The sequence below is a fragment of the Streptoalloteichus hindustanus genome (assembly GCF_900129375.1).
GTDB lineage: Bacteria > Actinomycetota > Actinomycetes > Mycobacteriales > Pseudonocardiaceae > Streptoalloteichus > Streptoalloteichus hindustanus.
Map to the genome: position 1 here is coordinate 68,644 of NZ_FQVN01000002.1, position 23,484 is coordinate 92,127.

The window sequence follows — 23,484 nt, forward strand, 5'->3', positions numbered from 1 at the left end:
GTGCTCGGCGGCAGTCCCGCCGGTGGTCCCGCCGGTGGTCACGGTGGCGGGGGACTCGGCCTCCCGCACGTCCAGTCCCTCACGCGACACGGTGGGTTCCCCTCTGCCTGGTCTCCTCGACCTCTTCCCGCAGCGACTCCCAGATCTCCCGGTAGACGTCGAGGAACTCGGTGGTGAGCCGGATGCGCTCGACGTCGCGCGGGCGGTCCAGCGGCACCGGGAACGCCGCCTTCACCGTCGCCGGGCCGGCGGTCATGACCAGCACCCGGTCGGCGAGGCAGATCGCCTCCTCCAGGTCGTGCGTCACGAAGATGACCGCCGCGCCGGTGCCCGACCACAGCCGCAGCAACTCGTCCTGCATCAGCGCCCTGGTCTGCACGTCCAGCGCGCTGAACGGCTCGTCCATGAGCAGGATCGACGGCTCGTTGACCAGGGTCTGGGCCATCGCCACGCGCTTGCGCATGCCGCCGGAGAGCTGGTGCGGGTAGTAGTCCTCGAACCCGCCCAGGCCGACCCGGCGCACCCAGTCGCCGGCCCGCTCCCTGGCCTCCTTCCGGCTGGCGCCCCGGTAGCGCGGGCCGGTGGCCACGTTGTCCAGCACCGTGCGCCACGGCAGCACCGCGTCGGCCTGGAACATGTAGCCGACCCCGTCCGGGATGCCCGCCACCGGGCGGCCGTTCACCACGGCCTCACCCTCCGAGGGCGCCTCCAGCCCGGAGACCAGGGACAACGTCGTCGACTTGCCGCAGCCGGTCGGACCGACCACCGCGACGAACTCGCCGCGCCCCACCGTCATGGTCAGGTCGTGCACCGCCGTGTGCACGCCGCCCGAGCTGCTTCGGAAGCGTTTCGTCGCGCCCCGCAACCGGATCACGGGATCTTCGGTCATGCGCCTGCTCCTGGTTCGTCTCCGCCGCGCGTGGAGGCGGAAGTCGTGGCCGCGATCAGCGGATGTCTCGTTGGCGCTGGACCGTAGGTGACCCCGCTCACGCCGCGAAGTCTTCTCGGCGTTGTTCTCCCATTCCGCGTTGTCCGCGTTTCGCGCGTTCTGCTCATGGCGCGGCGGGAGGTAGCGTCCGCGCATGTCACAGCCCCGGATGCCGTTCGCCCGCCAGGTGCTGCTGTCGCAGGTCTGCCTGGTCACGCTGGTGGTCGGGGTCGGCTTCGCGCTGGTCGGCTGGCTGCTGGAACGCCACCTCGTGCACCAGTACGAGCAGCGCGCGCTGGCCGTGGCCCGGGCCGTCGCCGCCGACGGGGACGTGGCCGCGGCCGTCGTGCGCGACGACCCCGAACGGGTCGTGCAGGCCAGGGCCGAGCGCGTGCGCCTGGCGACGCGGGCGCTGTTCGTCGTGGTCACCGACGAGCGGGGCATCCGGTTCGCGCACCCGAACCCGGACCAGCTCGGCCAGCGGGTGAGCACCGACCCGGGCGGGGCGCTGGCCGGGCACGAGGTGGCCCAGGTCGAGCACGGCACCCTCGGGTTGTCGGCGCGGGGGAAGGTGCCGCTGCGGGACGCCGCCGGCGCGGTCGTCGGCGAGGTCAGCGTGGGTTTCGACGCCGACGACCTCGCCGCGACGCGCCACGAGCTGCTGGGCGCGGCCGGGGCGTTCGTCGGCGGCGCGCTGGCGCTGGGCGTCGTCGGCTCGACGTTGCTCACCCGGCTGCTCAAGCGCCGGACGCTCGGCCTGGAGCCGCACGAACTCGCCGGGCTGCTCCAGGAGCGGGAGGCCGTGCTCACCGGGATCGGCGAGGGCGTGCTCGCGGTGGACGCGCGCGGGCGGGTCACTGTGGGTAACCGGGAGGCCGAGCGGTTGTTGGGGCTCCGGTTGACACCGGGCACGCCCGTGGACGAGCTGGCGCTGCCACCCCGACTCCGGGCGGCGATGTCCGGCGGCCGGGTGGACAACCTGATCACGGTGGCCGGCGACCGGGTGTTGGTGGCCAGGCACCGGCCGGTGCGCAGGGAGGGGCGGGACCTCGGCGGGGTGCTCACCCTGCGTGACCGCACCGACCTGGAGAACCTGACCAGGGAGCTGGACTCGGTGCGGGGGCTGACCGACGCCCTGCGCGCCCAGCGGCACGAGTTCGCGAACCGGCTGCACACGTTGTCCGGGCTGTTGCAGACCCACCACCACCGGGAGGCCGTGGAGTACCTCCAGGCGCTGTCCGCCGGCGGGGTCGCCGCGCTCGGGCCGGGCGGCGAGGCGGTGGCCGACCCCTACCTCCAGTCGTTCCTGGCGGCGAAGACGGCCGAGGCCGAGGAGAAGGGCGTCTCGCTCCAGGTCGGGCCGGCCTCCTGGGTGCCGAGCCGGGTCGTGGCCCCGGTCGAGGTCACCACGGTCGTCGGCAACCTCGTTGACAACGCGCTGGAGGCGGCCCGGCTCGGCGCGCGCCGGCCGGCGTGGGTGGAGGTCGACCTCCTCGCCGAGGGGACCACGCTCCACGTGTCCGTTGTGGACAGTGGTGACGGAGTGCCGAACCGACTGCGGTCGGCGATCTTCTCGGATGGAGTGTCCACACGCGACGGTGAGGGGCGGGGACTGGGTTTGGCGTTGGTCCGGCAGACGGTCCGCGGTCTCGGCGGGGAGGTCCGGCTGACCGACCCCGGCTCCGGGGCGGACGCGGGGGAGGGGACCGGGCACGGAGCGGTGTTCGTGGCCCGGATGCCCGAGGTGCTGGACGGGTCCGACCTCCCCGAGCTCGGGGACAGGGCGGGCGCGACACGGGAGGGGGCGAGGTCGTGATCCGGGTGCTCGTCGTCGAGGACGACTTCCGGGTGGGGCAGGTGCACGCCGCGTTCACCGAGCAGGTGGTCGGGTTCGCCGTGGTGGGCACCGCGCGCAGCGCGGCCGAGGCGCGGGAGATGGTGCGCGCGCTCGCGCCGGACCTGGTGCTGCTGGACCACTACCTGCCCGACGAGTCGGGTCTGAGCCTGCTCCGCGAGCTCACGGTGGACACGATCATGCTCACCGCCGCCTCCGACAGCGCTTCCGCCCGCGCGGCCTTCGCGGCCGGCGCGCTGAACTACCTGGTCAAGCCGTTCACGGCGGAACAGTTGGCCGATCGGCTCGCCGCCTACGCCCGGTACCGCGCGCAGTGGGGACGACCCGGCGGCGCGGTCAACCAGGAGGAGATCGACCGCGCGGTGCGGCTGCTGCACGAGGGCGACCGCGTCCCCGCGCCCAAGGGGCAGTCGCCGGTGACCGCCCGCCTGGTCGCGGACGCCCTGCGCTCCGCCGGCGTCCCGCGGTCCGCCGCCGAGATCGCGGCCGAGCTGGGCATCGCGCGGGCGACCGCGCAGCGCTACCTCGCCGCCCTGGCCCAGAACGGCGACGCGACCATGAGCCTGCGCTACGGCGCGACCGGCCGGCCCGAACACCAGTACCTCTGGAGCGACGCGTCCCGCTGAGTCCACCCCCGCGCGGGTTTCCAGCCGACACGCCCTGGGAAGGCCTTAGGACGGCGGCCGCACCCGACCGGGTGGGGCCGAGGCTGGCCTGTGGGAGGTGTCATGGCCGAGAAGGTTGGCGACTACCTGCTGCGGCGGCTCCGCGAGTGGGGTGTGGAGCACGTCTTCGGCTATCCCGGCGACGGCATCAACGGACTGGTGGCCGCGTGGGCGCGCGCCAAGGACCGACCCCGGTTCGTCCAGGCCAGGCACGAGGAGCTGGCGGCGTTCGAGGCGGTCGGCTACGCCAAGTTCTCCGGGCACGTCGGCGTCTGCGTCGCGACCTCGGGGCCGGGGGCGATCCACCTGCTCAACGGGCTCTACGACGCCAAGCTGGACCACGTCCCGGTGGTGGCGATCGTGGGCCAGACCGCCCGCAGCGCGATGGGCGGCGCCTACCAGCAGGAGGTCGACCTGCTCAGCCTGTTCAAGGACGTGGCCAACGAGTACGTGCAGATGGTCATGGTCCCCGAGCAGTTGCCCAACGTGCTCGACCGGGCGCTGCGCATCGCGCTCACCCGGCGCACCGTGACCGCGTTGATCATCCCCAACGACGTGCAGGAGCTGGACTACCAGGCGCCCTCGCACGAGTTCAAGATGGTGCCCTCCAGCCTGGGCGTCTGCCAGGGCGTGCCCGTGCCGGCGGACGAGGACCTGCGCACCGCCGCCGAGGTCCTCAACGCGGGCGAGCGCGTGGCGATGCTCATCGGGCAGGGCGCGCGGGGCGCCGCGGACGAGGTCCTGGAGGTCGCCGACGTCCTGGGGGCCGGGGTGGCCAAGGCGCTGCTCGGCAAGGACGTGCTCTCCGACGAACTGCCGTTCGTCACCGGGTCGATCGGCCTGCTCGGCACCCGCCCGTCCTACGAGCTGATGCGCGACTGCGACACCCTGCTCGTGGTCGGCTCGAACTTCCCGTACAGCCAGTTCCTCCCGGACTATGGGAACGCCAGGGCCGTGCAGATCGACATCGACCCCACGATGCTCGGCCTCCGCTACCCGTTCGAGGTCAACCTGCACGGGGACGCGGCGCGCACGCTGCGTGCCCTGCTGCCGCTGCTGCGCCGCAAGACGGACCGCTCCTGGCGCGAGGGGATCGAGAGCCGGGTCTCCCGCTGGTGGGACGTCATGGAACGGCGCGCCAAGGTCTCCGCCAAGCCCATCAACCCCGAACAGGTGTTCCACGACCTGTCGCCGATGCTGCCCGAGGACGCCATCGTGACCGCCGACTCCGGGTCCGCGGCCAACTGGTACGCCCGCCACCTGCGGTTCCGCGGCCGCATGCGCGGCTCGCTGTCCGGCACCCTGGCGACCATGGGACCGGGGCTGCCCTACGCCACCGCGGCCAAGTTCGCCCATCCCGACCGGCCCGCCATCGCCCTCGTGGGCGACGGCGCCATGCAGATGAACGGCATCAACGAGCTGGTCACCGTCAGCATGTACTGGAAGGAGTGGGCCGACCCCCGGCTGATCGTCGGCGTCCTCAACAACGGCGACCTCAACCAGGTGACCTGGGAACTGCGCGCGATGGGCGGCTCACCGACGTTCGTGCCCTCCCAACGACTGCCGAGCTTCCCGTACGCGCGCTTCGCCGACAGCATCGACCTGCGCGGCGTGAAGGTGGACGACCCCTCCCAGGTCCGGGGCGCGTGGGAGCAGGCGCTGGCCGCCGACCGCCCCTGCCTGGTCGAGTTCGTCACCGACCCGACGGTCCCGCCCATCCCACCGCACGCCACCTACGACCAGATGGAGAAGATGGCCGAGGCGCTGGTACGGGGCGACCCGGACGCCTGGCGCGTGGTCAGCTCCGGCGTCCGAGCCAAGATCCAGGAGTTCCTCCCGGGCTCCGGCCGCTGACGAAGTCCACGACCGCCCCGAGATCGGGGTCGTACCCCCTGGTGGTGTCGACCTCGATCCAGGGCGCCTCGACCGAAACCCGACGAAACGCGTTGTGGCCCTCCGCGTGGACCGCGGGGTCATCCGGATTCGGCTCGGCATGAACCCGGCGAAGCGAACTCTCCTTCGCCCGCTGAAGCATCCGCGCATGCGCGACCCCCGCGTCAACCACGCAGTGCACAACGCGAATCCGAGCGAGGCCCCGCAATGCCTCCAACCCGGGTCGCCACAGCCGGTCCTGGAAAGCCGCCTCCGCCACCGTCGTGACCCCGGCCCGCAGCAACAACTCCAGCACACCGAAGAAGGTCGGCAACGTCCGCACACTCAACTCGTCGACCGGACCCGGCACGAAGCCAGGCGAGGCGTGCGCCATGCCCTCCTTGATCTCATCCCGGCAGATCGCCGGACACCCGACCGCCCGAGCGATCGCATGCGCAAGAGTGGTCTTACCCGCCCCAGGCGGACCACTGACAACAACAAGCGTCGGAAGACCGGTCACCCCAGCAGTTATAGCCGTCGCACACTACCCCCTCAGTTGGCGGCCTTCAGAGTCTTCAGGACCTCAGCCGCACCGGCCTTCGTTGGCCCACAGGGGTTCGTTGCTTTGTCTGTGCTGAGCCGGGTGGTCTGGACGCTGATGCTGAGTTTGTCGGTGACGGCGAACTCGACGTCGCAGACTCCGTCTGGACGTTGGTCCAGAGCCACGAGCACGATCGCTGCTGGGTAGCCTTCGATTTCCAGGGGTTCGAAGACCTTGAAGTTTTTGTGTCGGCGGTAGAGACCTGCCAGCCCGTCTCGATCGGTCGCGAAGGTGACCGACATTCTCATCTTCGCTGGACCGCTCCAGTTCGACCAGGCGCAGGAGGGGGTCGGCCTCTGGTAGGTCGTACCTGACTCGCCAAGTTTGAGCGCTTGGAGCTGTGCTGGTGTGAGGATGGTGCAGGGGTCTTGTTGGAAGCGTGTGGTGTCCAGTGCCTTCGGTACGCGGGGGACGTCGGGGGGAAGCGCGTCGGATGAAGTGTTGGCGCTGGTGGCGGGTTGGGCAGTGCCTTGCACCGGTCCTCCGGCGCAGCTTGCCATCAGTAGCGTTCCCAGAATTGGAACGGCGATCTTTGTAATCTTCTTCGGCACAGTCAGCTCCGGGAACGTGTGACGGCGGGGCTGGGATGGCCCCCGCCGTCGAACTTCAGTTGGCGGCCTTGAGGGTCTTCAGGACTTCCGTAGCCGCGGTCTTCGTTGGCCCGCAGGGGTTTGCTGCCCTGTCAGGTGTTTCCAGGGAAGTCTTTACGCTGATGCTAAGTTTGTCGGTGACGGCGAACTCGACGTCACATTCTCCCTGAGGGCGTTGATCCAATGCTGTGGCCACGATTGCCGCAGGATAGTCTTCGATTTTTGTGGGTTCGAAGACTTTAAAGTTCTTTTGTTGGCGGTAAAGTCCCGCCAGGCCGTCTCGGTCAGTCGCGATGGAGACCGACAGGCTCATCTTCGCCGTGCCGTCCAAGTCATGCCAGAAGCAGGTAGGGTTTGGTTTGTGACGGGGCTTGCCTTCGTGAAGTTTGAATATTTGGACCTGTGTCGGTGTGAGGATGGTGCAGGGGTCTTGTTGGAAGCGTGTGGTGTCCAGTGCCTTCGGTACGCGGGGGACGTCGGGGGGAAGCGCATCGGATGAAGCGTTTGCGCTGGTGGCGGGGCCGCTGGTGGGTTGTGCGGAGCCTCGCGCCGATCCTCCGGCACAGCTCGCCAGCAACAGCGTTCCCAGAATCGGAACGGCGATCTTCGTAATTTTCTTCGGCACAGTCAGCTCCGGGAACGTGTGACGGCGGGGGCTGGGATGGGCCCCGCCGTCGATGCCTTAGTTGGCCGCCTTGAGGGTCTTCAGGACTTCCGTAGCCGCGGTCTTTGTTGGGCCACAGGGGTTTGTTGCCTTGTCGGCGGTATTCAGGTGGTCTTTACGCTGATGCTGAGTTTGTCGGTTGCGGCGAACTCGACGTCACAGTCTCCCTGTGGGCGTTTGTCCAGTGCTGTCGCCACGATTGCTGCTGGGTAATCTTCAATTTGCAGTGGCTCGAAGACTTTAAAGTCCTTGTGGCGGCGGTAGAGTCCGGCGAGGCCGTCTCGTTCGGTTGCGATGGTGACCGACAAACCCATTTTCGCGGGCCCACTAAAGTCAGACCAGATGCAGTAGGGGGAGGGCTCCTTGCGTGGTTTGCCTGCACTGGGGAGCTTGAACATCTGGAGCTGCGCCGGCGCCAGGATACTGCAGGGGTCCTGTTGGAACCGCGTAGTGTCCAATGCTTTGGGAACGCGGGGGACATCGGAAGGCAGGGCGTCGGATGATGTTTTCGCGCTCGTGGCAGGGCCGCTGGTGGGTTGGGCGGTGCCCCGCACTGATCCTCCAGCGCAGCTTGCCAACAGCAGCGTTCCCAAAATTGGAACGCCGATCTTCTTAATCTTCTTCGGCACAGTCAGCTCCGGGAACGTGTGACGGCGGGGGCTGGGATGGGCCCCGCCGTCGATGCCTTAGTTGGCCGCCTTGAGGGTCTTCAGGACTTCCGTAGCCGCGGTCTTCGTTGGCCCGCAGGGGTTCGCCGCCCTGTCGGCGGTCTGTAGGGAAGTCTGGACGCTGATGCTGAGTTTGTCGGTGACGGCGAACTCGACGTCGCACACTCCCTCGGGGCGTTGGTCCCGTGCTGCCGCCACGACTGTCGCGGGGTAGCCTTCGATGGTTAGTGGCTCGAAGACCTTATAGGTCTTTTGGCGACGGTAGAGTCCGGCCAGGCCGTCTCGGTCGGTCGCGATGGTGACCGTCAGGCCCATTCGTGCTGGGCCGCTCGAATCGGACCAAGAGCAGGAGGGAGCTGGGTTCTGGTAAGCCGTGCCTGGCTCGCCAAGTTTGAACCCTTGGAGCTGTGCTGGTGTCAGGATGGTGCAGGGGTCTTGTTGGAAGCGTGTGGTGTCCAACGCCTTCGGTACGCGGGGCACGTCGGAGGGAGGGGCGTCAGACGACGCGCTGGCTCCGTTGGCCGGGCTGTTGGTTGGTTGGGCGGTGCCCCGCACTGATCCTCCGGCGCAGCTTGCCAACAGCAGCGTTCCCAGCAACGGAACGGCGATCTTTGTAATCCTCTTCGGCACAGTCAGCTCCGGGAACGTGTGACGGCGGGGGCTAGGATGGGCCCCCGCCGTCACCGGGTCAGTTGGCGGCCTTGAGGGTTTTCAGGACCTCAGCGGCACCGGCCTTCGTTGGACCGCAGGGATTCGTTGCCTTGTCGGCTGTTTCTAGAGTAGTTCGCACGCTAATGCTGAGTTTGTCGGTGACTGCAAACTCGACGTCGCACACTCCGTCGGGACGTTCGTCCCGAGCTGCGAGCACGATCGCTGCTGGGTAACCTTCGATTTCCAGGGGTTCGAAGACTTTAAGGTTTTTTTGTCGGCGGTAGAGTCCTGCCAGGCCGTCTCGATCGGTCGCAATTGTGACCGACAGGCCCATCCTTGCCGGTCCGCTCCAGTCGGACCAAGAGCATGCGGGGGAGGGCTCTTTGCGGGTCCTGCCTGAATTGGGGAGCTTGAACATTTGAAGCTGTGCCGGCGTCAGGACGCTGCAGGGGTCCTGTTGGAACCGCGTGGTGTCCAAGGTCTTCGGCACGCGTGGGACACCGGGTGGCAGGGCATCCGAAGATGCGTTCGCGCTGGTGGCGGGGCCGCTGGTGGGTTGGGCGGTACCCCGCACCGATCCTCCGGAGCAACTTGCCAACAGCAGCGTTGCCAGAACTGGAATGGCGGTCTTCGTAACCTTGCTCGTCACGTCAGCTCTGCTTCCTCAGCGCGGCACTGTTGGCAGCCTCAGTGTTCTCGTAGGTCTTCTTGGCGGCCTCGAGGCTGTCGATCATACGCTGGATGTCCTCCTGCTGGCGCCTGTTCGCAGCGAGGTAGTTGTTAACCAGCTTGGGCCCCATGCGTTCTGCGGCTGATGGGCTGAAAGGGTCCATGCCCATGGGGGCGATCTTCGCCGAGCTCTGCGCCAACTCTGCGGCATCGGCCAGATTGTCCTTGGCGTGCCGCAGTTCAGCGATGAGATCGGGGATCTTGTCTGCCTGGACCGCGAAGTGGTTGCCTGCGGCGCCCCCGCCACCGCCTGCACCGCTGTTGACCGCTCGGGCGGCGTTGGCCGCCTGACCGGCGATGGTGGCTCCTGCTCTCGCCACCGCGTCACCAGCGGCTGACCAGAAGCCGCTGACCATCTCACCCATGGGTCGTCCCTCCCAAACGTGTGCGGTACACGTATCTTGCCGCACGGGTGGGGGAGTGATCAGGGCTTCCCGGAACTGGGCGTGACCGCGGAGCCTGGCGCGCGACCTCGGCGTTCAGGAGTCGGCGAAGTTGAGTCCTCGCGAGGCCAGCTCCTCGCGGAGGATCCGGACTGCCTTGGGGCCGACGCCGTGGATCTTCAGCAGCTCGGCGGTCGTCACGGTGGTGAGCTGGTCGTATCGCGTGTAGCCGTTCAGGGCGAGCACGCGACGAGCGGTCCTGCCGATCGACTGCGGATACTCCGTCGGCACCGGGGAGTCCTGAGGTGGCATGAGTGCCCCTTCCTGGCGGCCAGCCCGTGTTCTTCACACCGCGGCGAGCCTAGCCAGGGGCACAGACACTCTTGTCGGACAACATCACAGTGGAGGCCGCAACTGTCACAGGAAGGCGAGGGCGAGGACCCTCGTCTTCAGTTGTGTTGGGTCAGCTTAGGTTGAGCCGTCCGGTCTTCACGGCAGTCACGAGCGCGGTGAACGCTGCTGGCGGGAAGATGAGTGCCGGGCCGGTTGGGTTCTTGGAGTCGCGCACGGCGGCACTGCATCCCATGATCCCCGCAACCTCAACACAGTTGTTGGCACCGTTGTTGCTCCGAGACGACTTGCGCCATGGACCGGACAGGGTGAGATCGGGATACATACGTGCCTCCTTCGCGTCGCACGGTCCTGGCCTTGGCTCAGGTTACTGAGTAGGGAAGGGGGTTCGCAGGGCCTGATGCAGATTGTTCCTGCCTGTCTACCCTGAGCGGTGGAGACGCCGAGCCATCGGGACGGTGCCACGCAGAACCCCACCGAGTTCCCCAGAACTACCGGTCGGCAAGCGAACTCAGTACCATCGCCAGCGCTCGGGGAAGACCAGGGCTGTCCTCGCCGGTCTCCTGGGAAAGTCCAAAAGCTGGTTGAAGGCGGTCGAGACCGCGAGTTGCTCCCGGGGCTGATCAGGGATGCGCAGGTGGCGGTCCGAGGTGCGTTGGAGCCCCGGGAACGGCGTGAGGCGTATGCGCTTCTCGCTGAGGTCATGAACCTGGTGACGTTCTACGTCGCCTACCAGCCGGCGGCGAGTTTGTTGTGGCGAGCGGTTGAGCGGGCGATGGCGGCGGCGTACGAGGCGGAGGACCCTCGTGTGATTGCGATGTCCGCCTGGTCCTTGGCGCAGGCGCACCGGGACGCCGACGAATGGGAGCAGGCACAGGAAGTGACGGACCGTGCTCTTCGGCTTCTCGATCCGCTGCTCCCGGAGGGGTCGCCCGAGCTGCTGGGGATGTGGGGGTCCCTCCAGGCCGATGCGGCGTACACGGCCGCGCGCGTGGGCGACCAAGGAGTCGCGCTGAGCTTTCTCGACCAGGCGGACCAGGCCGCCCGACGGCTTCCCGCCGGCTACTACCAACCGATGACCTCGTTCTCGGCGGGCATCATGCGAGTGCACGCCGTGACGATCCACGTCGAGCTACGCCAGGCTGGGGAAGCGGCTCGGCAGGGAACGGCCGTCGACCCGGCAGCCATTCCGTCCCGCCCTCGTCGGGCTCGACACCTCATTGAGGTCGCACGGGCCTACCACGAGCGACGCGAGCATGAGGCCGTGATGACCCTGCTTGACCAGGCGTATGACGCCGCGCCGGAAACCATCCAGTTCAACGGGTACGCGCGCCAGATGGTGGGCGAGATGATGAACGCGGCGGGCCGGACGCGGGACCGCCTTCACGGCCTCGCGAAGAAGGTCGGCATGGTCAGCTGATCGGCCCTTCAGAACGTGGGTTCCGCTCTGTAAGAGGGCGAGGGCCGCTTGGTCGACCCTCGCCCTCGGCTGTGTTGGGTCAGCTCGGGTCGAGCTGGCCAGTCTTCACCGCGTCCACGAACGCGGCGAACGCGGCCGGCGTGAAGACGAGTGCCGCGCCGGTCGGGTTCTTGGAGTCGCGAACTGCGGCACTGTGTCCGGTGATCCCCGCAACCTCAACACAGTTATGGGCACCGTTGTTGCTCCGAGATGACTTGCGCCATGGAGCGGACAGGGTGAGATCGGGCGCAAGCATAGGCACTCTCCTAGGACTGATGGTTGATCACTTGGTCCAGCGGGTGAGTTCTCTTCTACCGGGAGCGCTGCTGGTCGGCCCTCGCCCTCGGCTGTGTTGGTCAGCTCAGGTCGAGCCGGCCAGTCTTCACCGCGTCCACGAGCGCGGCGAACGCGGTCGATGTGACGACGAGAGCCGGACCGGCCGGGTCCTTGGAGTCGCGGATGCCCGCCACACTCTTGGTGGCGGCGATCTCGACACAGGCGCCGCCGCCCCCGTTGCTGCGACTGCTCTTGCGCCACTTGGCGTGTGACAAGTCGGCGGTGCGCATGGGCTCTCCTTGTCAGTGCTGCATGTTGCCTGCGATCTCCGCAATCAGCTTGGTCGACGCCTGAGCGTCGAGCGAGGCTTCCTGCAATCCGGCAAAGTTCAGCCTATACAGCTCGACGTCGTGTACCTCCTCTACGTACATGCCATGCGTGAGGGTCTCCAGGTACACGACGTCGTCGTAGTGGTCTTGGCCAAAGGACAGCACGTCGAAGGTGGACCCCATGGCTGGGTAGGCACCGAGAGCTGGCAGCACCTGGACTGTCACGTTCGCCATCTCCGTGAGTGCAAGCAGGTGATCGAGCTGCTCGGTCATCACCGCGGGACCTCCGACAACCTGACGCAGGACGGGTTCCCAGATGACCGCCTCTACGACCAGAGGGTTGTTGCCGTACAACCGCTCCTGGCGGGTGGACCGCGCCTCGGCGCGCTGACGTACGGCCTCTTCCGAGGCGGGTGGAATCCACGCATGGGCGAGTGCGCCGAAGTAGGACTTCGTCTGGAAGAGACCAGGTATGAGTTGGGCATGGAAGCTCCGGACAAGGGATGCTTCCGACTCCAGTTCGGCGAGGTCCTGTGCGGCTTTGAACAGAACGTCGTCGTACTCCTGCCACCAGCCGGGGTCCTGGGCCGTGAGGGCGGCGTGGTAGAGCTGGTTGCGCTCGTCTTCCGGGACGCCGTAGCCCAGGGCGATCGCGAGGACGTCGACGCCTTGGATCGGCTGGGACGCTGTCTCGATCTTGCTGAGCTTCGAGGATGACCAGCGGACCGCCTTCGCCGCGTCGGCGAGCGTCAGACCCGCGCGGTTTCGCCACTTCCGAAGTTCGCGGCCGACTCGGCGGAGGCGTACTCCCGCCCTGAAGTCCTCTGGCAACTCGCCCTCCTTGGCCTGGACTGTCCCGTGGAGCCTACGAGGCCGGCGGCGAGGACGAACGTCATCCGATCGGGTAGTCAAGAAAGTTTTCGCGTGGTGGACCTTGCCTGGCAGACAATCTTCCCCGATTCTGTCTGTCGTCGGCTGGAGATCACCGGCGGAGATGGTGATCCGCCAACCAGCAGCGACTCCCCTGACCTCACAGCACGCCAACCGTCCTACCGGGAGGCGATCCCGTGGTTCCCCTCGTCATCGGTGGATTCGTCACGCTCTTCGGCGGCCTGGTCCTGGCCGAACCTTCGTCCTCGTCGCCACGTCATGCGCTAGGGGCGCGTGGTGGTGGCTTGTCCGTGGCTGATCTCTTGCGGCGTGGAGACGTGCGGCGGCCGCGTGCGTCGCGGCGGCTCGCGCGGATCAGGCGGCAACTTGCTGATGCGTCAACGGAAACGCTGCGGCGGATTGACGACGCGCTCGTCAGGCTGCGGCGCATCAACGTGGCAGAAGGTGAGCGTGCGTCGTGATTCCCCCGCGCCGGCACCTGGTTCAGTACTACCTCATCGAAAGTGGCTGTCGTGTCCTGCGTGGCAGGGAATCTCTCGACGACGACTGGTTCTACTTCTGCCGTGGTGGTCCTGAGGTCTACGCCAGGGCTCTGATTCGGGAGTTCTTCGTCCGGGAGCCCGACTTGGTCGCTCCTGGGCAGCGGTGGTTGGTCACGGTGCACGTCGCCGCGAGTAAGCCTGGTGGGAAAGCCAGAAGACTCTGTGAGGTCGAGGTTCGTCTGTCCACACCGGACGATGGTGGCAGCCCGGAACAGGGCGTTGCCTGATCGGCCTTCCATTCCCCCAGTGCGGAGTTGAGCGTCCCCTCGGTCCGCGCTGGGTCCCCGGGGCGGCGGGGCTGGAGGGAGCGCTTCCCCCGCGCATCTCCCTCGGCCCCGCCGCCTCCTCGCTTCTCGTCCACAGTGGAGATTCGCTGTGTCTCTTGACTTTCCTGGCCACACCTGGCTACCGCACGACGGCCGGCGGCACGCCTACCCGGGCGCGAAGCGCTCGGACGGCGACGTGGTCACTCTCTTCTGCCGGCTCTCCGTGCCCGTCGCGACCTATCCTCTGGAAGGGCCGGAGTGGCTGTGGCCGGAGTGCGACGTTTGCCATGTGCTGGTTGGGGAGTGTGCTACCCGTCGAGAGTGGGCTGCCCGGGAACGCCGGGCGACCCTGCACGCCTACGGCGACCGGCCGCCCTGTCGGGAGGGCTACCGCCGTTGTTAGCGGACGGCGTTCTACTCCCTGGTTGGCCTAACAGGGGGTGAGCCCGATTCGCATGCCGTCCCGCGTCCACCACTGCTCGGTGTCGTGGGGTGCGATGGTCCTGCAGCCGAGGTGCTTGCGGCGCCCTTCGTAGAGGACGTACGGGTTGCGTCGGAGGGGCTTGTCCGTGCAGTTGTGGACTCGGATGATGAGCTTGTGGACGGTCCAGCGCTTTGTGAACGGGGCCGGGTCGCCCTTGGAACAGTCGAACTTGTCGTCGGCCGTGACCTCGGGGGGCGTCGCGGTGGCGACGCTGGTGGTGGAGAGCGCGAGGCCGAGTGCCAGGACGGCTGCTGCCAGAGTCCTCTTCATCGTTGCTCCTGACGGTCTGAGGTCCAGAGCGGTGTGGCGGGTCGTGCGAGCCAAGTTCCGCTGTCTCAGTCGTTCGTGCACTCGTCAATTCCGTATCCCGGAAGACTCCTGCGGGTCTCCCATTTCACGGTCTGGTGCGGCGGGATCGTCTTGCAGCCGAGGTAGCGGCGAATCTTGTCGCGGACGTAGGCGTTGCGTCTGAGCGGCCTGTCGGTGCAGTTGTGGGCAAGAATGATGGTGGTGCCGTTTTCCCTGATCCTCTTGCGTGGCGTTTCCTCGCCCGTGGAGCAGTCGTACCAGTCCGACTGCGTGGTGGTGGGAGTTTCCGCGGTGGCGAAACCGGTGGAGCCGAGCACGAGGCCGAGTGCCAGTGCGGTGGCTCCCAGAGCCCTCTTCGCCCTCTTCATCGCTACTCCTTCGGTGTTGGCGATCGAGTGGCCGTGACCTGGGTGTTCCGTCCCCGAGGGGGTCTGGAGGGTGCGACCGGAAGGGGGTGGGGGCGAGTGTGTTCTCCAGCTTCCTCGGCGGAGCGGGACACCTTCGTCCCGAACAGATTTCACGGTCACGGTCACAAGTCAAGGGAAATGACATACCTGCGACGGCGCTGGTCAGCCTCCCCACCTGATGGCGTAAGGGGAGGGCAAGGACTCCGGGGCAACTGTGACGGTCAGTGAGACGGGTGTCATACGTTCAGGTAGTTGCCGCCTAGTTGATCATGTCGATAGCTTCGCTGCCGTCCGTCCGGAGGAAAACGATGGAGGTCGCAGAGCCATGCCGGCGTATTTCGCGTTCACGCAACAGCGGGGGCAGGAGTTCGTCTTCGAGCTGACCGACGAGGAGAAGATCGCCCACGCGAGGCGAATCCTGTCGGGCGAGGAGAAGGACCGGATCCACGTCCACGGCAGGATCAAGAAGACCAAGAAGCCCTACAACCCGCACTGGGACTACCACCTCGACCCGGACACCATCCAGTTCTTCGAGGTGGCGATCGAGGTGTGCGACGCCAACATGCAGTACGTCGATGATCACCTGGACGAGGCTGGCGGCGCGTTCCTTCCCGGTGGCCACTGGTGCCCGTGGGATTCGCGGCTGACCCGCGAGGTCAAGCCCTCCTCCTGACGGCGGTCGCGGCGACCACGCCTGGAGGTCCCGGTTTCCCCGGGTTGACGGGGGCTCGCACGAGAACACCGGCCCGGACTGGCGAAAGCCAGTCGTCGGGGCGGTGTTCTCGGCGTTTCAGCGGCGGGCGGAACGCAGGCCGCAGGCCACGCCGATGAGCACGGCTGCCGCCCCGGCCAGGAGAGTGCGGTGGTGCTGGGAGAGCCACAGCTGTGGGCTGCGGTTCTTGGCCAGGGGGTCGAACCGGCCGTGCGCGCCGTAGTCGCGGCCCTGCCCGTCGTCCAGGGGATTCCACAGGTTCGCCGGGCGGTTGGGCGCCTCCGGCTTGTCGTCCTGTTGCGAGCGGTATCCCGTCCTGGCCAGGTACCGGTCGAGCAGGCCGGGGATGAACTTGTCGCCGAGCAGGGTGCCCACCGTGCTGGACCCCACCCAGTACTCCCGCCGGCGCGGGTGGTTCGCGGCGTGCACGACCGCCCTGGCCGCCACCTCGGGTTGGTAGATCGGGGGGACGGGCTGGGCCTTCTGCGGCATGCGGGTGCGTGCCCAGTCGAACTGGGGAGTGTTGACCGCCGGTAGCTGCACCATCGTCACGTGCACGTCCATGCCGTCGTGCAGGAGCTCGCAGCGCAGGGATTCGGTGAAGCCCTGGATGGCGTGCTTGGCGCCGCAGTAGGCCGACTGGAGCGGGATTCCGCGGTAGGCGAGTGCCGAGCCGACCTGGACGATCGTGCCGTGGCCGCGCGGCAGCATGTGGTCGAGCGCGGCGCGCGTGCCGTTGACGAACCCGAGGTAGGTCACCTCGGTGACGCGCCGGAACTCGTCGGGCGTGATCTGGGTGAACGGCGCGAAGACGGTACTGAAGGCGTTGTTGACCCACACGTCGATTGGGCCGAGCTCCTCCTCCACCCGCGCTGCGGCGTCGGCCACGGCCTGGTGGTCGGCCATGTCGACGGGAACGACCAGCGCTCGGCTGCCGGCGGCCGTCACGTCGTCGGCCGCGGCCTCCAGGCCGTGTTGCCCGCGCGCGAGCAGGGCGACGTGGTCGCCCCGCTCGGCGAACTCCCTGGCCGTCGCGCGTCCGACGCCCGCGCTCGCGCCGGTCACCACGACGACGCGCGGCTTCCTCGTTCCGCTCATGGAGCCTCGCTCGTCTCGTCCACTACCCAGCGTGCCGTGACTGCCGCCCGGCAGTGCCCGGGTTCCCCGGTTCAGGTTCGTGAAACACCACCCCTCTCTCCGGGGTGGAGGGCCGGGAGGTGGTCGGTGAGGAAGGCGCGCAGGGATCGTGGGGTGCGGCCCGTGACCCGCAGGACCGTGTCGGTCGTCCGGTCCTCCGAGCCCTGCCGGATCTCCTCGTCCAGACCGGCCAGCACGCTGGCGAACTCGGCGGGGTAACCGGCCGCCACGAGCCGGTCCGCGAAGTCCATAGTGGACACGCTCAGGTGCCGGACCTCGCGGCCCGTCAGCTCGGTGGCCAGGGCGGCGACCTCGGTGTAGCTCAGCGCCTCCGGCCCGGTGATCAGATGCTCGGTGTTGTGCGGCACTTCGTCGAGCAGTGCCCGCACCGCGACCGCCGCGATGTCGGCGGCGTCCACGAAGCCGACCCTGCCGTCCCCGGTCGCGGTGACGATCTGGTTCTCGGCGCGGATTCCGTGGGCGACGGGGTGGTCCCCGACGAAGTTCTGCATGAACCACGAGGGGCGCAGTACCGTCCACTCCGGAAACATCGTGCGCGCCAGGTGGTTCAGCCGGCCCATGCCCGGATCGCCGTCGCGGATCGCGGAGGAGCTCAACACCACGACCCGACGCACCCCGGCACGTCGGGCCAGCGCGAGGAAGGGCTGAACCAGGGGTTCCGGCTCGGCGACGCCGACGGGTGCGACGAGGTAGATCCGGTCGACGTCACGGAGGGCCGACTCGTGGGTGGACGAATCGGTCCAGTCGAACCGCACGTGCTCGTCGGCCTCCGGTGACGCCGCGTGTCGAGTCGCGGCGCGCACCCACGCGCCCTGCTCACGCAGGAGCCGGACGAGGGGCCGGCCGGTGTTGCCGGACGCCCCGGTGACCAGGACCCGGGTGCTCATCGCCGCACCTCGCCGGTCGTCGTGCCGCCGACCAGCTCGTCCAGCCCGCCCAGGGCCTCGGCGGCGGCGAGCGGGTTCCAGTAGTCCCGGTAGGAGACGATCCCCTCCGCGCCCACCTCGACCACGGCGACGTAGCTGAGCTGGTAGGGCCGGCCGGTCCGCACCGCCACACCGTCCACAGTGAACTCCACGACCAGTACGTCGGGATTCTGGGTCTCGTGTCGCGTCTGCGCGGTGACCGCGTGCACGTCGAGGTGGTCGGTGTAGTTCCGCAGGTACTCCCGCACCGCCGCGGCGCCGTCGAGCCGCCGGGGGCGGCCGGCCGGCGCGAACGGGAACTCCATGGTCCCGTTCGGCGCCCACAGGCCCGCGAAGCCGGCCATGTCCTTGGCCAGCAACAACCGCAGTGCCTCGTCAACCGTGCTGTGCGCGCGCCGGCGACGGGCGTCGACGCTGAGGTGGTCGGACACGGTGCGCTCCTTGGCAGGGGTGGACGGGACGGTTCCGTCCCGACCACGGTACGCCGGACGGTACCGTCCCGTCCACTCGTTAGAATTCGGGCATGAGTGCCGACCGACCCACGCCGCGCCGGACTCCGACCGGGGCCGCCGTTCTCCGACCGGAGCTGACCGAGTCGATCGCGGAGGCCGTGCTCGACGAGCTGGCCGAGCACGGGTACGGCCGGTTGTCGATGGACGCCGTGGCCCGGCGTGCCGGTGTCGGCAAGAGCGCGCTCTACCGGCGTTGGCCGTCCAAACAGGACATGGTCGTGGACGTGGTGTCCCGGTTGAGCGTGCCGCTGGCCGATGTTCCGGACACCGGGTCGCTGCGCGATGACCTCCTGGCGACGCTGCGGGCGGTCCTGGACTGGCTGGACCACCCCCGGTTCCGCAGTGTGCTCCCGGATCTGCTCGCGGAGGCGGTCCGCACCCCCGCGTTGGCGGACGCGCTGGCGAAACACGTCGGCGAGCCCCGGCGCCTCCGGGGCGCGGCGTTGCTGGACCGGGGCGTCGCGCGGGGCGACGTCCGAGCCGACCTGGACCGCGAGGTCGTGCTCGACCTGATCGCCGCTCCGCTCTACTGGCGGCTTCGGGGCCGGCACGTCCCCGTCACGCCGGACTACCTGGAGAACCTGGCCGACGCCCTGGTCAGCATGGTGTCCGCCGCACCGCCGGGCGCATCGCGGGAAGGCGACGGGGCTTCCTGAACGCCTCGTCACTGTCCACAACGGACAGAGTGGGAGCGGGGCGGTCGTCCCGCGCCTCGGCCTCGGATTCGCGCGGGCGGCCCGGCTTGATGCCGTGCCTGATCGCGTGCCCGGCGTGCACGCCGTAGGCGAAGTCCTTGCACAGTCGGAGAAATGCCTTGATCAGTGCGGGAGTGTTCGGCATGGGGCCATGGTCGGCGGCGACGGGCGCGCGGACCACTGGCGTGGATGACACGTATCGCTAAGATATCGCCATGACCGCTGACGGGACCGCGGGCCACACCGTCGCCGTTCTCGCCTACGACGGCATGACCGGCTACGAGAGCGGGATCGTGACCGAGGTCTTCGGCCTGCGCTGGCCCGACATCGATGTGCCCTGGTACGACCTCAAGATCTGCACCGAGCGCCCCGAGCCGGTGCGGGTGATCGGCGGGGCGACGCTCAGCACCCCGCACGGGCTGGAGGAGCTGGCCGAAGCCCAGACGGTCGTGATCCCCAGCGTCCGCGACCCGCGCACGGCGCCGTCTCCCCGGGTGGTCGCCGTGCTGCGGAAGGCGCACGAGGCCGGCGCCCGAATCGTCTCGATCTGCACGGGGGCGTTTCCGGTCGCCGAGGCCGGTCTGCTCGACGGGCGGGTCGCGACCACGCACTGGCGCTACGCCGATCTCCTGCGCGCGCGGTACCCCAGCGTGGAGGTCGACCCGGCTCCGCTCTACGTCGACAGCGGGGACGTGCTCACCAGCGCCGGGTGCTCCGCCGGGATGGATCTGTGCCTGCACCTGGTGCGCAAGGACCACGGCGCGGCGATCGCCAACGCGGTCGCGCGCCGGCTGGTGGTCCCACCCCACCGGGAGGGGGGACAGGCCCAGTTCGTCGAGGCGCCGATCGGGGTCGACCCCGAGGACGACCGGATCTCCCGCAGCATGGCCTGGGCGTTGGAGAACCTCAACCAGCCGATCACCCTGGACCAGCTCGCCGCGCGGGCGACGATGTCGGCGCGGAGCTACCTGCGCCACTTCACCCGCGCCACGGGCACCACGCCCGTGCGGTGGCTGATCGCGCAGCGCGTGCAGGCCAGCCTGCCCCTGCTGGAGACCACGTCCGCCTCCGTCGAGGAGATCGCGACCGCGGTGGGGTTCGACACCGCGGTCACCTTCCGCCATCACTTCGTCAGGGCGATGGGGCTCGCGCCTTCCGCGTACCGCAGGTCCTTCCACGCGGGGGAGGCGGTCGCCGCGCACGCGGCGGCACGGTGATCCGGACCGCTGCACATGGTCGTTCGCCCGGTTCGGACGTCGAGCGGTCCCGGGTGGAACCGGAACCGCTCGACGCCAGGCCGAGGAAGATCACCGGGAAGCGAACGACCGGAAACGAGCTTTCTCAGGCGAGGCCGAGGGTTTCGACGGTACGAGCCACCCGCTGCCGATCAGCCTCGGCGAGGGGAAGAAGCGGCAGCGGGGGCTGTGCGGTGGTGATGCCGAGCTGGTTCGCGGCGGCGTAGACGACGCGCAGGCTGCCCAGTTCGAGGAGCAACTCCCACAGCGGTTGCAGGCGCGCGTGGTGCTCGCGGGCGGTCGCGTGGTCCCCGGCCCGCGCCGCGCGGGCGATCGGCACGACGACGTCGGGGAAGAGTCCACTGAGGACGGAGTACCACGCGTCGGCTCCGGCCAACATCGCCTCGGCGCACAGCCAGTCAATGGCGTACCCGCAGGAGAACCCGGCCGTGACCTGGGCGCGCAGACCCGCGAGATGGGTCTTGACGGCGGCGTCGCCCGCGGGCGCGGGGTTCTTCACCGCCGCGATGCGCGGCACCTCGCTGAGGCGGGCGATCAGCTTGCTGCTGAAGGTGAAGTGGGTGTACGCGGGGTTGTTGTAGACGCACAGCGGAATGTCGAGCGCGCCGGCGACGGTCTCGTAGTGGGTGTACACCTCCTGTTCGGTCAGCGGCACATAGCTGATCGGAGCCAGCAGCACCGCGTCGGCCCCGGCTTCCTGGGCGTCGTGCGCCAACCGCAGCACCTCCTGCGTGCTGAGCGCGCCGATCCCCACCATCACCGGCACCCGGCCGGCCGCCTCCTCGACCCCGGCCCGGACGGCCGCGGCGCGCTGGTCGCGGTCGAGGTAGGGGGAGGTGCCGGTGCTGCCGAGCAGCCCGACGGAGTCGACCCCCGCGTCGACCAACCGCCGGACCAGCGCCCGCAGGTCGTCGGTGAGGACCTTGCCGTCCGGAGCCGACGGGGTGATCGGGAAGGCCGAGAGGCCCTGGAAGAGCGTCATGCCCGTGTTCTTCCAGATTTCCCCCTCGTGCGCCACCAGCCGGCCGGTCGTCCGGCGATCGTGGCTGGTCAGGGCTGGTCAGGGCTGGTCAGGGCGTCAGGCGGAAGGTGAGGTACTCGACCGGCCAGTCGTCCCTGGTCGCGTCCAGGCGCGCCACGACCTCCCGGCCGAAGCCCTCCTCGTCCGCCAGTCGCGTCAGGTAGGCCAGGTCGCCGGTGCTGCCGAAGAACACCAACATCCGGCCCCGGTCGGTCAGGCGCCGCCGCGCCTGGCGGAAGAACTCCGTCATCGCCCGGTAGTTCTCGTCGGTGGTGGCCCGCTCGGCCAGGTCGCGCGGGGCGAACCAGCGGAACGGCGGGTCGAAGACGATCAGGTCGAACCGGCCGTCGACGGCGGCGAAGACGTCGCTGTGGCGCACCTCGACGCGCTCGGCGACCCCGTTGCGTTCCGCGTTGCGGCGGGCCGCCTCCAGGGCGTGCGGGTTGATGTCGACCGCCACCACCTCGGCTGCCGTCCTGGCGGCGAGGATGGCGTTGACACCGCTGCCCGTGCCCATGTCGAGCACGCGGTCCTCCTCGCGGACCTCGGCGAGGACGGCCTCACCGAGCAGGAACGACACCGGGGTGATCGGCTGGACCTCGGGCGGGACGACCAGGGTGAGGCCGAGGTAGTCGGTGGTCTGCTCCCCGAGCGCCTTCCGGAACCGGTAGGCGTCCTCGTGCCAGCGCCGGACGCGCTCGATCTCCGCCGCGGGGAGCCGGGGCGTGTAGCCCGAGGGGGCCGGTGGCTCGCCATGCTCGCGCATGGGCCGCACCCTAGCCGCCCCCGCGCCCCGGCCGCCGATCTCCTCCGTTCCGGGGAAGTGCCCGGGATCAGCCCCCCAGATTCACCCGAACGGGGGACGAAGAAGGGAACACGACGCCCGACGTCCGCGTTTGTCGGGGCGGAGTCGTGGCCGTGGTCACGTCTCCGGGTTGGTTCAAGGAGCACCTGCGAGCGGGAGACGCCGAGGTGGAAGGAGGAGACCCGCGATGCTGATGCGGACCGATCCGTTCCGTGAGCTGGACCGGCTCACCCAACATCTCCTGGACAACGGCAGCCGGACGCGTCCCGTGGCGATGCCGATGGACGCCTACCGCGAGGGCGACCAGTTCCTGGTCCACTTCGACCTGCCGGGCGTCGACCCGGACTCGGTGGACCTGGACGTCGAGCGCAACGTCCTGACCGTCCGGGCCGAGCGCAAGGGGCCGGCGGTGCCGGATTCCGAGCTGGTGGTGGCCGAGCGTCCCCGCGGCGTTTACAGCCGACAGCTCTTCCTCGGGGACAACCTCGACACCGAGCACATCGACGCCGTCTACGACGCGGGCGTGCTGACCCTGCGGATTCCGATCGCCGAACGGGCGCGGCCACGCAAGATCGCCATCACCCGGGGCGAGACCTCCCCCAAGGAGATCAGCGCCTGACCGGCGCCGCCTCCACGACCGAACACCGGGTCCCGGGGCGTTGGCGCGCTCCTCGTGGCGCTCCCGCCACGGTTTCCGCCACGCCCCGGGGCGCCGTCGCCGACTCCGGTCTCGGGGGCGGCGGCAGTGACTGAGAAGCAGATCCGGCCCGAACACCGACATCGCGGCGGGTTGACCCGCTGCTCGGGAGACACGGCCGGAGCGGGTGGAGGGAGGTGGTTGATCGGCGGAGCGACGCACGTGCGACACCGGCTGCCCGGGTGGTCCGCGTTCTTCCCTCACAGCGGACCCGGGCGAGGTGCCCCGGAAACCCGCGCGGCGCTTTCCAGGCGGCGCCGCTGCGGCCACCGTTGATCATCGCGGGCCACCCGGGCAGCGCGACGCGGAAGATCTCCGCACTGGTCCCAGGACATCCCGGCGACGCCGGGCGCGGTACGGACGGGGCGAGATGATCCGAGATGATCGGGGAACCGGTCGACGGACGCGATCCCTACGAGGTGCTGGGTGTGCCGACAACGGCTTCCCAGCAGGAGATCGCCCATGCCTACCGTTCCCTGGTGCGGCAACACCATCCTGACAGCGGGGACGCCGACACCGCCGGCGGGACGTCGTTGGGTGAGGTGGTGGCCGCGTACGCGGTCCTCCGGGACCCGGCGCGTCGCGCGCAGCACGACCAGCAACGCTCGGCTCAATCAGGCGGGGCGGTGGACGTCGGTCAGTTCTCGATCTCGGAGCCACCCCTGCGGGCGGGACCCGTCCGGCGCCACGATTCCGCCCCGCCAGCCAGGTTCCGCGAGGTCGGCGAACCTCCTCCGCTCGTCGACCTCGCGGACCTGTTCCGCTGGCTCTGGCGCCCGTGA

General features: G+C 69.0%; 32 protein-coding genes. 11 read left to right on the forward strand and 21 right to left on the reverse strand.

The window, feature by feature from the left end; genetic code table 11:
* Window positions 1-79 precede the first annotated feature (79 nt).
* Window positions 80-889 (reverse strand): ABC transporter ATP-binding protein, encoded by an 810-nt coding sequence (locus BUE43_RS05845; protein ID WP_073480381.1) that lies wholly within the window; start codon window positions 887-889, stop codon window positions 80-82.
* A 193-nt stretch (window positions 890-1,082) separates the two neighbouring features.
* Between BUE43_RS05845 and BUE43_RS05850 the strand changes: the two genes are divergently transcribed.
* The 3 genes from BUE43_RS05850 (at window position 1,083) to BUE43_RS05860 (ending at window position 5,302) form a co-directional block, all read left to right on the forward strand.
* Window positions 1,083-2,744, forward strand: coding sequence for a sensor histidine kinase (locus BUE43_RS05850; RefSeq protein WP_234995573.1), 1,662 nt, complete (start codon window positions 1,083-1,085; stop codon window positions 2,742-2,744).
* Window positions 2,741-3,409 carry a response regulator gene (locus tag BUE43_RS05855; protein WP_073480383.1) on the forward strand — a complete coding sequence of 223 codons (669 nt, stop codon included), beginning with the start codon at window positions 2,741-2,743 and terminating at the stop codon, window positions 3,407-3,409. Before BUE43_RS05850 ends, BUE43_RS05855 begins: the two co-directional genes overlap by 4 nt.
* Window positions 3,410-3,511: 102 nt before the next feature.
* Window positions 3,512-5,302: a thiamine pyrophosphate-requiring protein gene (locus BUE43_RS05860; protein WP_073480384.1), complete on the forward strand. Its 1,791-nt coding sequence runs from the start codon at window positions 3,512-3,514 to the stop codon at window positions 5,300-5,302.
* Here BUE43_RS05860 and BUE43_RS05865 read toward each other — a convergent pair.
* The 9 genes from BUE43_RS05865 to BUE43_RS05905 all read right to left on the reverse strand — a co-directional run bounded on the left by BUE43_RS05865 (window position 5,247) and on the right by BUE43_RS05905 (window position 10,282).
* On the reverse strand, window positions 5,247-5,840 hold the full coding sequence (locus tag BUE43_RS05865; protein WP_073480385.1) for a P-loop nucleotide/nucleoside kinase family protein: 594 nt from the start codon (window positions 5,838-5,840) through the stop codon (window positions 5,247-5,249). The genes BUE43_RS05860 and BUE43_RS05865 overlap by 56 nt on opposite strands.
* 32 nt (window positions 5,841-5,872) lie before the next feature.
* Entirely contained in the window at window positions 5,873-6,472 is a 600-nt protein-coding gene (locus BUE43_RS05870; protein WP_073480386.1) for a DUF3558 domain-containing protein, read from the reverse strand.
* 55 nt (window positions 6,473-6,527) lie between these two features.
* Window positions 6,528-7,136, reverse strand: coding sequence for a DUF3558 domain-containing protein (locus BUE43_RS05875; protein WP_073480387.1), 609 nt, complete (start codon window positions 7,134-7,136; stop codon window positions 6,528-6,530).
* Between the two features lie 143 nt (window positions 7,137-7,279).
* Entirely contained in the window at window positions 7,280-7,804 is a 525-nt protein-coding gene (locus BUE43_RS05880; protein ID WP_073480388.1) for a DUF3558 domain-containing protein, read from the reverse strand.
* Between the two features lie 57 nt (window positions 7,805-7,861).
* Window positions 7,862-8,527, reverse strand: a complete 666-nt coding sequence (locus BUE43_RS05885; RefSeq protein ID WP_083959394.1) for a DUF3558 domain-containing protein — start codon at window positions 8,525-8,527, stop codon at window positions 7,862-7,864.
* A gap of 4 nt (window positions 8,528-8,531) precedes the next feature.
* Entirely contained in the window at window positions 8,532-9,143 is a 612-nt protein-coding gene (locus BUE43_RS05890; RefSeq protein ID WP_073480390.1) for a DUF3558 domain-containing protein, read from the reverse strand.
* A gap of 1 nt (window position 9,144) precedes the next feature.
* On the reverse strand, window positions 9,145-9,588 hold the full coding sequence (locus BUE43_RS05895; RefSeq protein WP_073480391.1) for a PE domain-containing protein: 444 nt from the start codon (window positions 9,586-9,588) through the stop codon (window positions 9,145-9,147).
* 114 nt (window positions 9,589-9,702) lie between these two features.
* The gene (locus tag BUE43_RS05900; RefSeq protein ID WP_073480392.1) at window positions 9,703-9,918 is read right to left on the reverse strand and encodes a helix-hairpin-helix domain-containing protein; all 216 of its coding nucleotides are present in this window, start codon (window positions 9,916-9,918) and stop codon (window positions 9,703-9,705) included.
* A gap of 151 nt (window positions 9,919-10,069) precedes the next feature.
* Window positions 10,070-10,282, reverse strand: a complete 213-nt coding sequence (locus tag BUE43_RS05905) for a DUF397 domain-containing protein (protein ID WP_073480393.1) — start codon at window positions 10,280-10,282, stop codon at window positions 10,070-10,072.
* A gap of 378 nt (window positions 10,283-10,660) precedes the next feature.
* On the opposite strand from BUE43_RS05905, the gene BUE43_RS05910 reads away from it, so the two are divergent.
* On the forward strand, window positions 10,661-11,377 hold the full coding sequence (locus tag BUE43_RS05910; RefSeq protein WP_200797391.1) for a hypothetical protein: 717 nt from the start codon (window positions 10,661-10,663) through the stop codon (window positions 11,375-11,377).
* 79 nt (window positions 11,378-11,456) lie between these two features.
* Here the strand turns inward: BUE43_RS05910 and BUE43_RS05915 are convergent, their stop codons facing one another.
* From BUE43_RS05915 to BUE43_RS05925, 3 genes are all read right to left on the reverse strand, one after another.
* Window positions 11,457-11,672 carry a DUF397 domain-containing protein gene (locus BUE43_RS05915; protein ID WP_073480394.1) on the reverse strand — a complete coding sequence of 72 codons (216 nt, stop codon included), beginning with the start codon at window positions 11,670-11,672 and terminating at the stop codon, window positions 11,457-11,459.
* A 100-nt stretch (window positions 11,673-11,772) separates the two neighbouring features.
* Window positions 11,773-11,982: a DUF397 domain-containing protein gene (locus BUE43_RS05920; RefSeq protein WP_073480395.1), complete on the reverse strand. Its 210-nt coding sequence runs from the start codon at window positions 11,980-11,982 to the stop codon at window positions 11,773-11,775.
* A gap of 12 nt (window positions 11,983-11,994) precedes the next feature.
* The gene (locus tag BUE43_RS05925) at window positions 11,995-12,852 is read right to left on the reverse strand and encodes a helix-turn-helix domain-containing protein (RefSeq protein ID WP_073480396.1); all 858 of its coding nucleotides are present in this window, start codon (window positions 12,850-12,852) and stop codon (window positions 11,995-11,997) included.
* 236 nt (window positions 12,853-13,088) lie between these two features.
* On the opposite strand from BUE43_RS05925, the gene BUE43_RS33275 reads away from it, so the two are divergent.
* Both BUE43_RS33275 and BUE43_RS35905 read left to right on the forward strand, forming a co-directional pair.
* Window positions 13,089-13,373 carry a hypothetical protein gene (locus BUE43_RS33275; RefSeq protein WP_143173985.1) on the forward strand — a complete coding sequence of 95 codons (285 nt, stop codon included), beginning with the start codon at window positions 13,089-13,091 and terminating at the stop codon, window positions 13,371-13,373.
* A 456-nt stretch (window positions 13,374-13,829) separates the two neighbouring features.
* On the forward strand, window positions 13,830-14,123 hold the full coding sequence (locus BUE43_RS35905) for an HC3 family zinc finger protein (protein WP_159447696.1): 294 nt from the start codon (window positions 13,830-13,832) through the stop codon (window positions 14,121-14,123).
* 27 nt (window positions 14,124-14,150) lie between these two features.
* On the opposite strand, the gene BUE43_RS05930 is transcribed toward BUE43_RS35905, so the two are convergent.
* Together BUE43_RS05930 and BUE43_RS05935 are read right to left on the reverse strand one after the other, a co-directional pair.
* Window positions 14,151-14,474, reverse strand: coding sequence for a hypothetical protein (locus BUE43_RS05930; RefSeq protein ID WP_073480397.1), 324 nt, complete (start codon window positions 14,472-14,474; stop codon window positions 14,151-14,153).
* 65 nt (window positions 14,475-14,539) lie between these two features.
* Window positions 14,540-14,881, reverse strand: a complete 342-nt coding sequence (locus BUE43_RS05935) for a hypothetical protein (RefSeq protein WP_073480398.1) — start codon at window positions 14,879-14,881, stop codon at window positions 14,540-14,542.
* 364 nt (window positions 14,882-15,245) lie between these two features.
* Here BUE43_RS05935 and BUE43_RS05940 point away from each other — a divergent pair, with 364 nt between their 5' ends.
* On the forward strand, window positions 15,246-15,593 hold the full coding sequence (locus BUE43_RS05940) for a BP74-related protein (RefSeq protein WP_073480399.1): 348 nt from the start codon (window positions 15,246-15,248) through the stop codon (window positions 15,591-15,593).
* A gap of 117 nt (window positions 15,594-15,710) precedes the next feature.
* Here BUE43_RS05940 and BUE43_RS05945 read toward each other — a convergent pair whose 3' ends face one another.
* The 3 genes from BUE43_RS05945 to BUE43_RS05955 all read right to left on the reverse strand — a co-directional run bounded on the left by BUE43_RS05945 (window position 15,711) and on the right by BUE43_RS05955 (window position 18,147).
* Window positions 15,711-16,730, reverse strand: coding sequence for an SDR family oxidoreductase (locus BUE43_RS05945; RefSeq protein ID WP_073480400.1), 1,020 nt, complete (start codon window positions 16,728-16,730; stop codon window positions 15,711-15,713).
* A 71-nt stretch (window positions 16,731-16,801) separates the two neighbouring features.
* A complete protein-coding gene (locus tag BUE43_RS05950; protein ID WP_073480401.1) occupies window positions 16,802-17,677 on the reverse strand; it encodes an NAD(P)H-binding protein in 876 nt (291 codons plus the stop codon).
* Window positions 17,674-18,147, reverse strand: coding sequence for a nuclear transport factor 2 family protein (locus BUE43_RS05955; RefSeq protein ID WP_073480402.1), 474 nt, complete (start codon window positions 18,145-18,147; stop codon window positions 17,674-17,676). The genes BUE43_RS05950 and BUE43_RS05955 overlap by 4 nt, the downstream gene beginning before the upstream one ends.
* A 92-nt stretch (window positions 18,148-18,239) precedes the next feature.
* On the opposite strand from BUE43_RS05955, the gene BUE43_RS05960 reads away from it, so the two are divergent.
* Entirely contained in the window at window positions 18,240-18,884 is a 645-nt protein-coding gene (locus BUE43_RS05960) for a TetR/AcrR family transcriptional regulator (RefSeq protein WP_073480403.1), read from the forward strand.
* Here the strand turns inward: BUE43_RS05960 and BUE43_RS33285 are convergent.
* Window positions 18,826-19,068: a hypothetical protein gene (locus tag BUE43_RS33285; protein ID WP_143173986.1), complete on the reverse strand. Its 243-nt coding sequence runs from the start codon at window positions 19,066-19,068 to the stop codon at window positions 18,826-18,828. The genes BUE43_RS05960 and BUE43_RS33285 overlap by 59 nt on opposite strands.
* A gap of 70 nt (window positions 19,069-19,138) precedes the next feature.
* Between BUE43_RS33285 and BUE43_RS05965 the strand changes: the two genes are divergently transcribed.
* Window positions 19,139-20,140 carry a helix-turn-helix domain-containing protein gene (locus BUE43_RS05965; protein WP_073480404.1) on the forward strand — a complete coding sequence of 334 codons (1,002 nt, stop codon included), beginning with the start codon at window positions 19,139-19,141 and terminating at the stop codon, window positions 20,138-20,140.
* Window positions 20,141-20,264: 124 nt separating this feature from the next.
* Here the strand turns inward: BUE43_RS05965 and BUE43_RS05970 are convergent, their stop codons facing one another.
* Together BUE43_RS05970 and BUE43_RS05975 are read right to left on the reverse strand one after the other, a co-directional pair.
* Complete coding sequence (locus BUE43_RS05970) at window positions 20,265-21,161, reverse strand: dihydrodipicolinate synthase family protein (RefSeq protein WP_073480920.1); 897 nt, start codon at window positions 21,159-21,161, stop codon at window positions 20,265-20,267.
* Between the two features lie 88 nt (window positions 21,162-21,249).
* On the reverse strand, window positions 21,250-21,966 hold the full coding sequence (locus BUE43_RS05975) for a methyltransferase (protein WP_073480921.1): 717 nt from the start codon (window positions 21,964-21,966) through the stop codon (window positions 21,250-21,252).
* Window positions 21,967-22,192: 226 nt separating this feature from the next.
* Between BUE43_RS05975 and BUE43_RS05980 the strand changes: the two genes are divergently transcribed.
* Both BUE43_RS05980 and BUE43_RS05985 read left to right on the forward strand, forming a co-directional pair.
* Window positions 22,193-22,624, forward strand: coding sequence for an Hsp20/alpha crystallin family protein (locus BUE43_RS05980; protein WP_073480405.1), 432 nt, complete (start codon window positions 22,193-22,195; stop codon window positions 22,622-22,624).
* A 458-nt stretch (window positions 22,625-23,082) separates the two neighbouring features.
* Entirely contained in the window at window positions 23,083-23,484 is a 402-nt protein-coding gene (locus tag BUE43_RS05985; RefSeq protein ID WP_073480406.1) for a J domain-containing protein, read from the forward strand.